Origin of the sequence: Thiomonas sp. X19, assembly GCF_900089495.1 — a bacterium.
Taxonomy (GTDB): Bacteria; Pseudomonadota; Gammaproteobacteria; order Burkholderiales; family Burkholderiaceae_C; genus Thiomonas_A.
The window spans coordinates 65,595-79,174 of sequence record NZ_LT605203.1; the positions used below are offsets into that span (position 1 = coordinate 65,595).

General features: G+C 68.2%; 11 protein-coding genes and 1 pseudogene. 7 read left to right on the plus strand and 5 right to left on the minus strand.

The features are described from left to right. Positions 1–193 precede the first annotated feature (193 nt). The 4 genes from THIX_RS00515 (at position 194) to THIX_RS00530 (ending at position 4,563) form a co-directional block, all read left to right on the plus strand. Positions 194–1,921, plus strand: coding sequence for a DUF1800 domain-containing protein (locus THIX_RS00515; protein WP_112484393.1), 1,728 nt, complete (start codon positions 194–196; stop codon positions 1,919–1,921). A 17-nt stretch (positions 1,922–1,938) separates the two neighbouring features. Beyond that, entirely contained in the window at positions 1,939–3,162 is a 1,224-nt protein-coding gene (locus THIX_RS00520; RefSeq protein WP_112484394.1) for a DUF1501 domain-containing protein, read from the plus strand. A 148-nt stretch (positions 3,163–3,310) separates the two neighbouring features. Beyond that, positions 3,311–3,763 (plus strand): OsmC family protein, encoded by a 453-nt coding sequence (locus tag THIX_RS00525; protein ID WP_112484395.1) that lies wholly within the window; start codon positions 3,311–3,313, stop codon positions 3,761–3,763. Between the two features lie 104 nt (positions 3,764–3,867). Then, positions 3,868–4,563 carry a bifunctional 2-polyprenyl-6-hydroxyphenol methylase/3-demethylubiquinol 3-O-methyltransferase UbiG gene (locus tag THIX_RS00530; protein ID WP_112484396.1) on the plus strand — a complete coding sequence of 232 codons (696 nt, stop codon included), beginning with the start codon at positions 3,868–3,870 and terminating at the stop codon, positions 4,561–4,563. Here THIX_RS00530 and THIX_RS00535 read toward each other — a convergent pair. From THIX_RS00535 to THIX_RS00545, 3 genes are all read right to left on the minus strand, one after another. Further along, entirely contained in the window at positions 4,512–5,192 is a 681-nt protein-coding gene (locus THIX_RS00535) for a cyclic nucleotide-binding domain-containing protein (RefSeq protein WP_158540754.1), read from the minus strand. The two genes, THIX_RS00530 and THIX_RS00535, sit on opposite strands and share 52 nt — an antisense overlap. A 222-nt stretch (positions 5,193–5,414) precedes the next feature. Continuing rightward, on the minus strand, positions 5,415–5,909 hold the full coding sequence (locus THIX_RS00540) for a single-stranded DNA-binding protein (RefSeq protein ID WP_112484398.1): 495 nt from the start codon (positions 5,907–5,909) through the stop codon (positions 5,415–5,417). Positions 5,910–6,099: 190 nt separating this feature from the next. Continuing rightward, complete coding sequence (locus THIX_RS00545) at positions 6,100–7,356, minus strand: MFS transporter (RefSeq protein ID WP_371412865.1); 1,257 nt, start codon at positions 7,354–7,356, stop codon at positions 6,100–6,102. Positions 7,357–7,688: 332 nt separating this feature from the next. Here THIX_RS00545 and uvrA point away from each other — a divergent pair, with 332 nt between their 5' ends. The 3 genes and pseudogenes from uvrA (at position 7,689) to THIX_RS00560 (ending at position 12,341) form a co-directional block, all read left to right on the plus strand. After that, on the plus strand, positions 7,689–10,625 hold the full coding sequence (uvrA, locus tag THIX_RS00550; protein ID WP_112484399.1) for an excinuclease ABC subunit UvrA: 2,937 nt from the start codon (positions 7,689–7,691) through the stop codon (positions 10,623–10,625). 146 nt (positions 10,626–10,771) lie between these two features. Continuing rightward, positions 10,772–11,548 (plus strand): annotated as a pseudogene (locus THIX_RS00555) (fructosamine kinase family protein); the annotation flags it as partial. Positions 11,549–11,678: 130 nt separating this feature from the next. Continuing rightward, a complete protein-coding gene (locus THIX_RS00560) occupies positions 11,679–12,341 on the plus strand; it encodes a dienelactone hydrolase family protein (protein WP_112488025.1) in 663 nt (220 codons plus the stop codon). Between the two features lie 382 nt (positions 12,342–12,723). On the opposite strand, the gene THIX_RS23270 is transcribed toward THIX_RS00560, so the two are convergent. Both THIX_RS23270 and fliN read right to left on the minus strand, forming a co-directional pair. Next, positions 12,724–12,870, minus strand: a complete 147-nt coding sequence (locus THIX_RS23270) for a hypothetical protein (protein ID WP_158540755.1) — start codon at positions 12,868–12,870, stop codon at positions 12,724–12,726. Between the two features lie 233 nt (positions 12,871–13,103). Next, positions 13,104–13,559: a flagellar motor switch protein FliN gene (gene fliN, locus THIX_RS00565; RefSeq protein ID WP_233224324.1), complete on the minus strand. Its 456-nt coding sequence runs from the start codon at positions 13,557–13,559 to the stop codon at positions 13,104–13,106. Between the last annotated feature and the right edge of the window lie 21 nt (positions 13,560–13,580).

A 13,580-nucleotide genomic window follows, 5' to 3' on the forward strand; every position in this document is an offset into this window, starting at 1 on the left:
ATGCATGCGGATTCACGGACGCGCTCATGCCCCTGCGCAGGCATTGCAACACGCGCTTACAACCTTCGCATCCGGGCATGCGCCGCGTGTCGGCAGCGCTCAGGCGCTGCCGTTATGCCAACCACGCGGAAAGGCTCGCCGAGTTGCACGAGCCGCCCGCCAAGCCCCTCGACCCTTTTCGCGACCGCCCACGATGCAAGCGCCTGCCGTTGAGTTTTCATCCCAGCGCACTCCGGTACGCCGTGCCGCCACGCTCCTCGCCTTCACCTTGCTCGCAGGCTGCGCGGCGCATGCCCAGACGCAAGCGACCGCACAGCTCGCGGCGAGGCCGCAGCCCATGCAGCCTGCGGCCTCGGGCGCGCTGGATGCCGCGGCCCGCGCCCATGCGGTGGCCTTTCTCGACCGCATCGGCTGGGGCGCCGAAGCCGCGCAACTGCAAACCCTGCAGCGCCTGGGCGCCGCGCGCTATCTCGATGCGCAGTTGCGCCCCGACCCCGATCCGGCGCTGCCGCCCGAGGTGCAAGCCCAGCTCGCTGCTCTGGCGGTGGACCGGCCGCTCGCCGCACTCGTCCCCCCGCTGGCACGCGCCCAGCGGGCACTGTTCCTGAGCAAGCGCGAGGGTGGCGACGACGCGACGCAAGCGCAGGCGCGACTGAAAGCGATCCAGGCCGGCAAGAACCAGCTCACCCAGCAGGCCATGGCGCAGCAACTGTTGCTGGCGGTGTACGCCCCCAACCAGTTGCAGCAGCGGCTCACCTGGTTCTGGCAGAACCATTTCAACGTCTTCCGCGGCGGCAATATCGGGCCGATGATGGCGGACTACACCCAGCGCGTGATTGCGCCGCACGCGCTCGGGCCTTTCCGCGATCTGCTGCAGGCCACCATGTTCTCGCCGCAGATGCTGCTGTATCTGAACAACGCGCAAAACGCGCGCGGCCATGTCAACGAAAACTACGCCCGCGAGGTGATGGAACTGCACACCCTGGGTGTGGGCGCCGGCTACACCCAGGCGGATGTGACCAACCTGGCGCGCGTGCTCACGGGCCTGGGCGTGGACCTGGCCGACCGCCCCGTGCGTGTGCGCCCTGCCCTGCGCGATGAGCTCTGGCAGCGCGGCCTGGTGGTGTTCAACCCCGCGCGCCACGACCCCGACCCCAAGCTGGTGCTGGGCCAGACCCTGCATGGGCGCGGGCTGGACGAGATCGAGCGGGTCATCACCCTGCTGGCTGACGACCCGGCCACGGCGCGGCATGTGAGCTTCGAGCTGGCGCAGTACTTCGTTGCCGACCATCCCGACCCGGTGATGGTGAACGCGATGGTGCGCACCTGGGCGCAGACGAACGGCGACATCGCCGCCGTGCTGCGCACCATGTTCACCAGCCCGCAATTCGCCGCCAGCTTGGGCGCGCCGCAGTTCAAGGACCCGATGCGCTATGTGGTGTCGGCGGCGCGCGCGAGTCTGCATGGCCGCGTCATCACCAACCCGCAGCCGCTCATCGGCATGCTCGACAAGCTGGGCGAGCCGTTGTACGGCCGGCAGACGCCCGACGGCTATCCACTCAACAGCGGCGCCTGGGACAGCCCGGGGCAACTGACCACGCGCTTCGAGGTGGCGCGGTGGATGGGCAGCGGTGCACCCGCCTTGTTCGGCCCGCCGCCGCCCTTCCTGCGCATGGACGCGACGATGGATGCCGCCGACACCATGGGCGGCATGAGCGGCATGGCCGCTGCCATGCCGCAAACCAACACAGCACCACGTCCAGGCCCCCACCTGCCCCCGCCCGACCTCGCCCGCAGCGCCGTGTTCCTCGCCGCCGAGCCGACCTTGAGCCGTGCCACGCTGCAGGCCTTGGCTCAGGCCGACCAGCGCGTGAGCTGGAACGCGCTGTGGCTGTCCTCGCCCGAATTCATGAACGACTGAGCGCCAAGGAGACTGCAATGCAACGTCGCCACTTTCTCCAAGCCGCTGCCGCCGCCACACTCGCCGCGCCGATGAGCCGGCTATGGGCCGCACCCGCGCCGGGCGGCCCCAAGTTCATCCTGGTGTTCCTGCGCGGCGCTTACGACGCCACCAATCTGCTCGTGCCCTACACCAGCGACTTCTATTACGAGTCGCGCCCGCATATCGCCGTACCGCGGCCGGCAAGCAGCACGGAAGGCGGACCGGACGGCGCCATCCGGCTCGACGCCGACTGGGCGCTGCACCCGGCATTGCGCGAAAGCATGCTGCCGCTGTGGCAAGCCGGGCAACTCGCCTTCGTGCCTTTCGCCGGCACGCGCGACATGACCCGCAGCCACTTCGAGACGCAAGACCACATCGAACTCGGCCAGGGCCCGCAAACCCGCGACTTCAACGACGGTTTTCTCAACCGCCTGGTGCGGCAACTCGGCGGCCGCGCCCAGCCCATGGCCTTCACCGCGCAACTGCCGCTGTCGCTGCGCGGTGCCGAGCGCGTGCCCAATATGGCCATGGGCCAGGTGGGCCGCAGCGGCATCGATGCGCGCCAGCAAGAGCTGCTGGAGCGCATGTGGGGCGGCACCGCGCAGGGCGCCTCGGTGCGCGAGGGTTTTGCCGTGCACGCCACGGTGATGCGCGACATGCAGGCGCAAGGCTGGGAGGCCGAGATGGTGGCCGCCAGCCGCGGCGCCATCAATCCGCGCGGCTTCGTGGCCGAGGCCACGCGCGTGGGCGGATTGATGCGCGCCAGCTTCGACCTCGGCTTCATCGACGTCGGCGGCTGGGACACACATGTGAACGAAGCCGGCGCCAACGGCGCCCAGGGGCAGTTGGCCGACAAGCTCGGTGCCCTCGGCCAGGGTTTGGCGGCCCTGGCGCAGGCCATGGGCCCGGCCTGGCGCGACACCACCGTGGTGGTGCTGAGCGAATTCGGCCGCACCTTCCGCGAAAACGGCAACCGCGGCACCGACCACGGCCATGGCACGGTGTACTGGGTGCTGGGCGGCGCGGTGCGCGGCGGGCGCATCGCCGGCGAGCAGGTAGCGCTGTCGCCGGCCACGCTCAACCAGAACCGTGATGACCCGGTGCTCACCGAAGACCGCGCCCTGCTCGGCGGCCTGTTCGCCCGCCTGTGGGGGCTGAGCCCCGGGCAGTTGCAGGCGGTGTTCCCCGGCAGCCAGCCGGTGGATTTGCGTCTGGTCTGAAGGCGGGAAGGGGCCACGCGCGTGCATGGACGCCATAGTCCCGGGCGACCTCCGCCATAGCGCAACGCTGGTGCTGCATGTCTGCGTCAACGCAAATCGGCGTCGAGCGGACTTGCGTAAGCTTGCACCACGCCAACCGGAGATCGCCATGGCCGAAGAAGCCCAACCCAGCGTCACCCTGCGCCAGCAGCAGGCCTACCAGTTCGACATCAGCTTCAGCCCCGACATGCCGCAGCATGTGCTGTCCGACGAGCCGGCGCCGCTGGGCGCAGGCGCCGGTCCATCGCCTGCGCATCTGCTGCTGGCGGCGGTGGGCAATTGCATGAGTTCGAGCCTGTATTTCGCGCTGGCCAAGTTCAAGAACGACCCAGGCGGCATCACCACCACGGCGCGCGGCGAGATTGGCCGCAACCCGGCCGGGCGGCTGCGCGTGTTGCACATCGCGGTGGACATCCGCATGGGCGCCGCGGCCGCCAGCCTCAATCACCTGGAGCGCATCCTCGACCAGTTCGAGCAGTTCTGCACCGTGGGCGAAAGCGTGCGCCAGGGCATCCCCATCACCGTGTCGGTGTTCGACGGCGGCGGGCAGCAACTCAAGTGAGCAGGAACAATGGCGTCCTTGCCAGGCGCTGCAATGGTCCGCTGCCCCTGGCCTGATCGACGCCCCAACTTCCCTGCGACACATCGACCGACCACTGCCCCGCCATGACCCATCCCGACCCCGCCGCATCCCCCGCAACTTCCACCACCGCACCCGCCCCGGCATCACCCGCCCCGGCCTCCGGCTTCGGCGACGCCAGCAGCATGTGGGACGCCCGCTTCGCCCAGCCCGGCCTGCTGTTCGGCGCCACAGCCAACGCCTTCCTGCTGCGCGAGGCGCAGCGCATGGCGCCGCGCAGCCGCGTGCTCAGCGTGGCGGACGGCGAGGGCCGCAACTCCATCTGGCTGGCCGAGCAAGGCCATGCCGTCACCGCCTTCGACCTCTCCCCCGTGGCCGTGACCAAGGCCCGCGCCTGGGCCGCCGAGCGTGGCCAGAGCCTCGACTTCCGTGTCGCCGGCGTGGACGACTGGGCCTGGACGCCGCACGCCTACGACGCCGTCGCCGCCATCTTCGTGCAATTCGCCGACCCCGCCATGCGCGCGCGCCTGTTCGCCGGCATGTGGCAAACCCTCAAGCCCGGCGGCATCCTGCTGCTGCAGGGCTACACGCCGAAGCAGCTCGACTACCGCACCGGCGGCCCCGGCAAGCTGGAGCATCTCTACACCACGCCCATGCTGCGCGAACTGCTGCCGCAGGCCGACTGGCTGCTGCTGCGCGAACACGAAGACACCCTGCATGAAGGCCCGGGTCACGCCGGCATCTCGGCGCTGATCGACGCCGTGGCGCGCAAGCCGGCCTGAGGCAAGGCCGCCCGCAGGATGTCGAGGTCGATGCGCTGCCCCTCGGTGCCTGATTCAAGGTGGCGCAACGGTGATGGAGATGGGGTCGTTCCTGCGGCGAACGGACTGTGAGGGGCGGGGTTGAGTGCGTCGGTGGCGGCGTTGACGCCGTAGACAGGGAACCTGTCCTGTGCCTGGGCAGCCAGGGCCCGAACGATGCCGAGGCGAAAGTCGGCATCCTGGTCGCAGGGTGCGATGATCTCGGCCGCCGGGATGACCCGGGGTTCGCAATCATCCTCGCAGCGAGCCGAGTCAGGGTGCCGTCCCGTTTCGGAAAAGATGGCAATCTCGCCGAAGAACTGGCCGGGCAAGCGTTCCCTGTTCGATTCGGCCAGTTTCACCCGCCCGCGCACGATTCGAACCATCGCGTGCGCAACGTCACCCTTGTGGCGCAGCCATTGCCCTCGCGTGGCGTGCTCGACACGCTCGTCCGCCAACCCGCGAGCAGCCGATGAAGGACCGCGTGCCTCGGCACACGCCCTGCCGGACGAGGACTTGATCTGACTGAGGCGATGGATGTTCAAGGGCGGCAGCGCGCCATGCAGCCTCGCCGGCGTCAGTCCGAGACGGCCGGCGATGACTTTCTTCACTGTCGCCGTTGAGCAGTTCCGGGACGAGGCGGCGCTCGGCCGGCGTGAGCGGCTCTGCGCACAGCCCCAGCCCGTGCGCAGACAGCAACTGGCGGTAGAACCACCTGATGCCGCGCAGCGCTTCGGACGCACGCGCGATGTCGGTTGGCAACACCCATACAAAAAACCCAGCATTTACGCTGGGTTGAAAGTCAAGTGCTACAGAACTTATGACGGTAGCGTCTAGAACGGAATGTCGTCGTCCATGTCGTCGAAATTCCCCGCCGGTTTGCTGGCTGCAGGCGCCGGGGCGCGGCTGGGTGCGGCACGGCCGGAGGCAGCCTCACGGCTGCGGCTGTGACTGCCTTCGTCATCGCCACCACCGCCGCCTCCACCCCCACCCCCTTCACGGCCGCCGAGCAGCTGCATTTCGGTGGCGACGATGTCGGTGGTGTAGCGCTCGATGCCGTCCTTGTCGGTGTATTTGCCATATTTCAGACGGCCTTCCACGTACACCGGGCGGCCTTTTTTCAGGTACTCACCGGCAATTTCCGCCAGGCGGTCGTAGAACACCACGCGGTGCCATTCGGTTTCTTCCTTTTTCTCGCCGGCCTTGTCTTTCCACTGCCGCGTGGTGGCAATGGCGACGTTGCACACCGCCGCGCCCGAAGGGGCGTAGCGAATTTCGGGGTCACGGCCGAGGTTGCCGATGAGGATGACTTTGTTGACGGAGGCCATAGCGAATCCTGATGCAGGGTAAGTTGCCCGCGCGGCGGGTTTTTGCCGACGGCGCGCACGGCCGCCGGGATGTCGGGGAGCAAGGATAGCGCCAAGCAGCGCCGCGCCACCCAAGCGCCGGCCTGACGCGGTTGCTGTGGACCAGCCTGGTCGAGCCAGCGCAGCAGCGCAGGCATGCGGCGCGGGTCAATCAGCCAGCCTCGGCGGGCTCGGGCATCATGTGGCGCGGCGCTGGCGGGGTGATCGTCAGGGACACCAGCAGCCACACCATGGCCAGCAGCGCAGCGGCCAGGAACACCGCCTCGCGGCTGAAGTTCTGCGCCAGAAGACCACCGGTGGCGCCACCGGCGAACAGCCCGAGCGACTGCCCGGTGTTGTAGAAGCCCATGGCCAGGCCCTTGCGGCTGGGCGGCGCGGTGCGCGACACCAGCGAGGGCAGCAGCGCCTCCATCACATTGAAGGCGAGGAAGAAGAAGAACAGCGCGGCGATCAGCCCCAGCGGATGCTTGTAGCCAAGGGCGAAGCCCACCATGGTCAGCACCAGCAGCGCCACGGAACCGACGAACACCGGTTTCATATAGCCGTATTTCTCGGCCCAGATGATGCCGGGAATGGCCAGGGCGAAGGACATCAGCGTGACGGGCAGGTAGACCATCCAGTGGTGCAGCAGCGGAATGCCGGCGTACTTCACCAGGGCGACCGGGACCACCACGAACATGCTGACCTGCAGGAAATTGACCACGAAGATGGAGAAGTTCAGCTTGATGAGCGCGGGCGTGAGCACGGCGCGCGCCCAATGGCCTTGCAACTCCTCGGCGCTGCGCACCATGGGGGCGCTGGGCACGACCCAGATGACCACGGCAATCGCCAGCAGCGCCAGGATGCCGGTGAGATTGAACATGCCGGGGACGGAGATGGCGTGGTAGATGGGCGGCCCGAAGATGAGCGAGACGATGAAGGACAGGCCGATGGTCATGCCGACCATGGCCATGGCCTTGGTGCGATGCTGCTCGCGGGTGGAGTCGGCGATCATGGCCGAGATGGCGGCGGAAATCGCCCCGGCGCCCTGGATGGCGCGGCCGGCGATGATGAGATGAAGGTCGTTGCTATGCCCGGCGACGAAGGAGCCGATGGCGAAGATGATCAGCCCGAACACCATCACCGGCTTGCGCCCGAAATGGTCGCTGGCCATGCCGAAGGGAATCTGCATCAGCGCCTGGGTCAGGCCGTACACCCCGAGGGCGAGCCCGACCAGCAGCTTGTCGTGGCCCTGCGGCAGGGTCTGGGCATACACCGCGAACACCGGCAGGATGAAAAACAGCCCCAGCATGCGCAGGCCGTAGATGGAGGCCAGGGTGAGGCTGGCGCGGCGCTCCAGCGAGGTCATGCCGGAGGGCAGTGGCGGCACGGAAGTGGCTTGGTTGTTGGTGGTGGTGGTGGCGGACATGGGGTGATGGGGGTGAGGCGACGAGGCCACCAGGAGAGCGGAGCGGCCTGCCGGTCGGCGGCGGTTCGGGCGCGGCTGTGGGCTCAGGGGGCGCGACGCCGAAACGGGGTGCAGGCAGGATTTTCGCCCAGTCCACCCATACGCGTGGTCCGAGTGGTCGGGAAATTCCCCTTTTTTACAGCTCGTTGCATGTATTGAGCGCTTGCAGCGGGGCCAAGCTGCGCCCGATCAAATGTCCCCAGGCCGCTGCGCACAGCGCTTGCTGCTCAGCCGCAAGGGTGCGCGGGGAGGGCCTGCGCGCCTATAGTTGCATGTTGTCCCGCCCTGACGCCATGAACGCCCAAGACCGCCTCGCCCTCATCGCCCCGCAGTCCGCCACGCCGCCGCACGGCGCGCCGGCCGAGGCAGAAACGGCGCCATCGACGCCGCCGCCGGAGGCGGCTTGCATTCGCGTGCGCGGGGCGCGCACCCACAACCTGAAAAACATCTCGCTCGACATTCCGCGCAACCAGCTCGTGGTCATCACCGGACTGTCGGGTTCGGGCAAGTCCTCGCTGGCGTTCGACACGCTCTATGCCGAAGGCCAGCGGCGCTATGTGGAAAGCCTCTCGGCCTATGCGCGGCAGTTCTTGCAGCGCATGGACAAACCCGACGTGGACGTGATCGAGGGCCTGGCGCCGGCCATTTCCATCGAGCAGAAGTCCGCCAGCCACAACCCGCGCTCCACCGTGGGCACCGTCACCGAGATTTACGACTACGTGCGGCTGCTGTGGGCGCGCGCCGGCACGCCGCATTGCCCCAACCATCCCGAGCAGGCCTTGCAGGCGCAGACCGTGTCGCAAATGGTGGATGCGCTGATGGCGCGCCCGCCGGGGCGGAAACTGGCACTGCTGGCCTCGGTGGTGGACGGGCGCAAGGGCGGCCATGCCGAGTTGCTGGCGGCGCTGCGGGCGCAGGGCTATGTGCGCTTTCGCGTCGATGGCGTCGTCGTCGAGGCCGAGCACCTGCCGCCGCTGGACGATGGCAGCCGGCACGACGTGGAAGTGGTGGTGGACCGCGTGAAAACCGGCGGCGACATTCGCCAGCGCCTGGCCGAAAGCCTGGAAGCCGCGCTGCGCCTGAGCGACGGCCGCGCCATTGCGCTCGACCTGGACAGCGGCGCGGAGCAGAGCTTCAACAGCCGCTTCGCCTGCCCCATTTGCGCCACCGCCCTGCCCGAGCTGGAGCCGCGGCTGTTCTCCTTCAACAACCCGGTGGGCGCCTGCCCGCGTTGCGACGGCCTGGGGCAACTGGACGTGTTCGACGCCGCGCTGGTGGTGGCCCATCCCGAGCTGAGCCTGGCCAGCGGCGCGATCCGCGGCTGGGACCGGCGCAACCGCTTCTACTACGAGCAGTTGCAGGCGCTGGCGATGCACGACGGGTTCAACCTCGACACCGCGTTCGAGCAACTGCCAGACGCCGCGCGCCAGCGCCTGCTGCATGGCACGGGCAGCGAGGCCATCGCCTTCACCAGCCTGGACCCCAAGGGCAAGGCGGTGAGCCGCAAGCATCCGTTCGAAGGTGTGCTGCCGAACCTGGAACGGCGCTGGCGCGAGACCGACACGGTGGCGGTGCGCGAAGAGCTGTCGCGCCTGCGCAGCGTGCATGTCTGCCCCGACTGTGGCGGCAGCCGGCTCAAGCGCGAAGCGCGGCTGGTGCGCGTAGGCGGCCTGGCGCTGCCCGAGCTGGGACGCATGACGCTGAAGCAGGCGCAGACCTGGTTCGACGCGCTGGCGCTGGAAGGCGCCAAGGCCGAGATCGCAGCGCGCATCGTGCGCGAAATCGCCACCCGGCTGCGCTTTCTCAACGACGTCGGCCTGAGCTATCTGACCCTGGAGCGCAGCGCCGACACGCTCTCGGGCGGCGAGGCGCAGCGCATTCGCCTGGCGTCGCAAATCGGCTCCGGCCTGACCGGGGTGATGTATGTGCTCGACGAGCCCAGCATCGGCCTGCACCAGCGCGACAACGACCGGCTCATCGCCATGCTCAAGCGCCTGCGCGACCTCGGCAACAGCGTGCTGGTGGTGGAGCACGACGAAGACATGATCCGCGCCGCCGACCACGTCATCGACATGGGCCCGGGTGCCGGCGTGCATGGCGGCGTGGTGGTGTCACAGGGCACCGCGGCGCACATCACGCACGACCCGGCCTCGCTCACCGGCGCCTATCTGTCCGGGCGCAAGCGCATCGCCCCCGGCGGCAGCCGCTGCCCGCCGGGCGAGCACTGGCTGGAGCTGAGCGGGGCGCGCGGCAACAATCTGCAGGACGTCACCGCGCGCATTCCGCTGGGCCTGTTCACGGCGGTGGCCGGCGTGTCCGGCTCGGGCAAATCCACCCTGGTGAACGACACGCTGTACGCCGCCTGCGCCGCCGCACTGAATGGCGCCCACACCGAGCCCGCGCCGTTCGACGCGCTGCATGGACTGGAGCGGTTGGACAAGGTCATCGCCGTCGATCAATCGCCGCTGGGCCGCACGCCGCGCAGCAACCCGGCCACCTACACCGGCCTGTTCACGCCGCTGCGCGAGCTGTTCGCCCAAACCAATGTGTCGCGCGAGCGCGGCTACGACGCCGGGCGCTTTTCCTTCAACGTGAAAGGCGGGCGCTGCGAAGCCTGCCAGGGCGACGGCCTGGTGAAGGTGGAGATGCATTTCCTGCCCGACCTGTATGTGCCGTGCGACGTCTGCCACGGCAAGCGCTACAACCGCGAAACCCTGGACGTGACCTGGCATGGGCTGAACATCGCCCAGGTGCTGGACCTCACCGTGGACCAGGGGCTGGAGCATTTCAGCGCGCTGCCGGCGATCGCCCGCAAGCTGCAAACCTTGCAGGAAGTGGGCTTGGGCTATATCCGCCTCGGGCAGAGCGCCACCACCTTGTCGGGCGGCGAGGCGCAGCGCGTCAAGCTGGCGCTGGAACTCTCCAAACGCGACACCGGCCGCACCCTCTACATCCTCGATGAGCCCACCACCGGTCTGCACTTCGCCGACATCGACCTGCTGCTCAAGGTGCTGCTGCGCCTGCGCGATGCCGGCAACACCATCGTCGTCATCGAGCACAACCTCGACGTCATCGCCAGCGCCGACTGGGTTCTCGACCTCGGCCCCGAGGGCGGCTCGGGCGGTGGCCGCATCGTCGCCGCGGGAACGCCGGCGGCGCTGGTGGACAGCAGCGAGTCGCTCACCGGGCGCTACCTCGCACGCCTGCTGCGGCAGCAGGCCGCGGCCTGAGGCGCGCTGCGCCATTGCCGCCGGTCGCCATGAGCCCGCATGAGGCTGCCGACTCCCTGCACCGCGGCCTGGGTGGCGCCTGGACGCTGCAGGCGTTGAACACCAGCAACTTTTGCGACACCTAGCAGGCGCGCGACGGCGGCGGCGCGCGCCTGTTCGTCAAGACTGCGGCCGCGAATGCCGCAACCCTGTTGCGCGCCGAGGGCGAGGGCCTGCTCAGCATGGCCGCCACCCACACCATCGCCGTGCCCAGGCTGGCTGCATTCGAGGCCTCCGCTGCCGGGGCCATGCTGGCGCTGGACTGGCTGGACTTCGCCGCGCCCGACCCCGGCTTCGGCGCGCGCCTGGGCGAACGCCTCGCCGCGCTGCATGCCTGGCCGCAGCCACGCTTCGGCTGGGAGCACGACAACTACATCGGCGCCACCCTGCAGCGCAACGGCTGGACCCTGGCCGACACTCTGGCCGACTGGATCGGCTTCTGGCGCGACAAGCACCTGGTGCCGATGCGCGCGGCGCTGGCGCGGCGAGGCGCGGGCATCGCCTTGCTGGAGGAGGTGGACGCGGTGGGCGACAGCCTGCTGACGCTGTTCGCCGACGGCCACCAGCCACGCCCCAGCCTGATTCACGGCGACTTGTGGAGCGGCAACCGGGCCATGCTGGCCAACGGTGAGCCGGTGATCTACGACCCCGCCGTGTCGGTGTCGGACGCCGAGGCGGAACTGGCGATGATGGAGCTGTTCGGCAGCCCGCCGGCCGGGTTCTGGCCCGCTTACCAGGCCGGCTTCGCGCTGCACGAGGGCTATGTGCGGCGGCGCGGGCTGTACCAGCTCTACCACCTGCTCAACCACGCCCTGCTGTTCGGCGGCGGCTATGCCCAGCAAGCCCTGCGCTGCGCCCGCGCCCTGCGCTCCACCATGTCCTGACTGTGCGCCGCTCAAGGCAGCAAACCATGGGCCTATGCGACGTGACATCTGCACACAATCGCCCGGCCCGCGAGAATTCTGGATGGACCACCCGCATGGTGCGGGCCACAACCTGACGGAGACCTTCTTCATGGGCAAGATCATCGAACTCGACACGACCGACGGACAACACCTGAGCGCCTACCTGGCCGAGCCCGGCGGCCCATCGAAAGGCGGCATCGTCGTCGTGCAGGAAATTTTCGGCGTCAACGCGCACATTCGCAGCGTGGCCGACCGCTACGCGCAAGCCGGCTACACCGCCATCGCCCCGGCGGTGTTCGACTCCGCGGAAAAAGGCGTGGAACTGGGCTACGACCAGGCCGGCGTGCAAAAAGGCCTGGATCTCGTGAGCAAAATCGGTTTCGACAAGGCCTTGGCCAGCGTCCAGGCAGCCGCCAAGGCCGTGGCCGGGGCAGGCAAGGTCGGCGTCGTCGGCTACTGCTGGGGCGGCTCCATCGCCTACCTCTCGGCCATCCGCCTGAATCTGCCGGCCGTGAGCTATTACGGCGGTCGCAACGTGCAGCTCGTCGGCGAGAAAGCCACCGCGCCGCTGCTGTTCCACTACGGCCTGAAAGATGCCCACATCACCGAGGCCGACCGCGAAGCGGTGCGCGCCGCCAACCCCACGGCCGAGTTCCACGTGTACGACGCCGACCACGGTTTCAACTGCGATGCCCGCGGCAGCTTCGACGCCCACAGCGCCAAGCTGGCGATGGAACGCAGCCTGGCGTTTTTCGCCAGGCATCTTGGGTAAGGGCTTGCGTTTTCCGGTTTCGCTGCACCGGTGCATCCGAGGCGCGCACCCTGCCGCCCTTGCCCTCCCGCAGGCCGCGGTCGCGTCGCATCTGCCAAGGGCTATTGGTTCACCTTCCCTGATGGCTGACGACGAGCGGGGCGCTGGGCGCCAGGCTGCCGGCCGCACCCACGGCGGCGGGCGTTGGTGGAGTCAGGTGCTCATGATGACGCAAGTACCCTAGAACAGGAGCGTCATCGCCGCAATCGCCCCCAACGGAGCACCCTCAGAAAAGGTCCTCACTCTGGAGGTGACCCCGCCGCACCAGCACCCGAGAGCTGTCACAGTCCGACGCCGTATTGACGTCAACGTGAAGCCACGCGCTATTGGCATGCAGACACAGTCACGGCAGTGCGCGCGCCACCATTTCCGCCTGCGCCACGAAGCACTGAAAGCTCTCGAATCCTTCGGCGGTTAGAGTCCGTCCTGAAAGTTTACAGTCGGCGTAGAACATCCCAATGACCTTCTGGTCCACGGTCAAAGTGGCCATGAAACCGTCTTGGGAGTCACCGGCTTGTTTCAGAAAATTGGGGTTCGGGACCTCGGCCGCGCTCCGTCGAACCTACAGTTGCCTGTCCGGGAGCCTCGGCGCCGCGCACTTCGGCCACGGGTTCTTTCTCTGCCAGGCGCCCTGCCGACTCGCTTGGTGGTGCAGCGCCAGTTCCGTCATCCGGAAATCAGACCTTCATGCTGCAGGAAACCGGATCCATCGATTGGAGTGGTTCAGGCCAGACGCCGCGCGCGCTCGGTCGGACTGACGATGTCGGTGAGGCGGATACCGAATTTGTCATTCACCAGCACGACTTCCCCACGCGCGATGAGGAAACCGTTGACCAGCACATCCATCGGCTCGCCGGCAAGCCGGTCGAGGTCGACGACTGAGCCCTGGGCCAGTTGCAGCAGTTCGCGGATCTGAATTTTGGTGCGCCCGAGTTCCACGGATAGCGTGACAGGAATATCCATCACGAGATCCAGTTGATCCGCGTATGCGGCATGACCAACGTCCGGACGAAGTTCGGGGAAAGGTGCGCGCTGCGCGGCGGCTTCAGGTGCAAGCTCAACTTCCGGTGGCGCTGTTGCCGCCCCAGGCGTTTGCTCCGCCATCGCTGCAGCCCAATCGTCCGCGTCTGCTCCTGGCTCGGTCTGGGTCATCTCAGCGGTCTGCGTTTCGTCGGCCATGATCGGTGTCTGAAGATCTCG

Coding starts and splice junctions, on each gene's coding strand:
- THIX_RS00515 (WP_112484393.1), top strand. CDS start 194: ATGCAAGCGCCTGCCGTTGAGTTTTCATCCCAGCGCACTCCGGTACGC.
- THIX_RS00520 (WP_112484394.1), top strand. CDS start 1,939: ATGCAACGTCGCCACTTTCTCCAAGCCGCTGCCGCCGCCACACTCGCC.
- THIX_RS00525 (WP_112484395.1), top strand. CDS start 3,311: ATGGCCGAAGAAGCCCAACCCAGCGTCACCCTGCGCCAGCAGCAGGCC.
- THIX_RS00530 (WP_112484396.1), top strand. CDS start 3,868: ATGACCCATCCCGACCCCGCCGCATCCCCCGCAACTTCCACCACCGCA.
- THIX_RS00540 (WP_112484398.1), bottom strand. CDS start 5,909: ATGGCCTCCGTCAACAAAGTCATCCTCATCGGCAACCTCGGCCGTGAC.
- THIX_RS00545 (WP_371412865.1), bottom strand. CDS start 7,356: ATGTCCGCCACCACCACCACCAACAACCAAGCCACTTCCGTGCCGCCA.
- uvrA (WP_112484399.1), top strand. CDS start 7,689: ATGAACGCCCAAGACCGCCTCGCCCTCATCGCCCCGCAGTCCGCCACG.
- THIX_RS00560 (WP_112488025.1), top strand. CDS start 11,679: ATGGGCAAGATCATCGAACTCGACACGACCGACGGACAACACCTGAGC.
- THIX_RS23270 (WP_158540755.1), bottom strand. CDS start 12,870: ATGGCCACTTTGACCGTGGACCAGAAGGTCATTGGGATGTTCTACGCC.
- fliN (WP_233224324.1), bottom strand. CDS start 13,559: ATGGCCGACGAAACGCAGACCGCTGAGATGACCCAGACCGAGCCAGGA.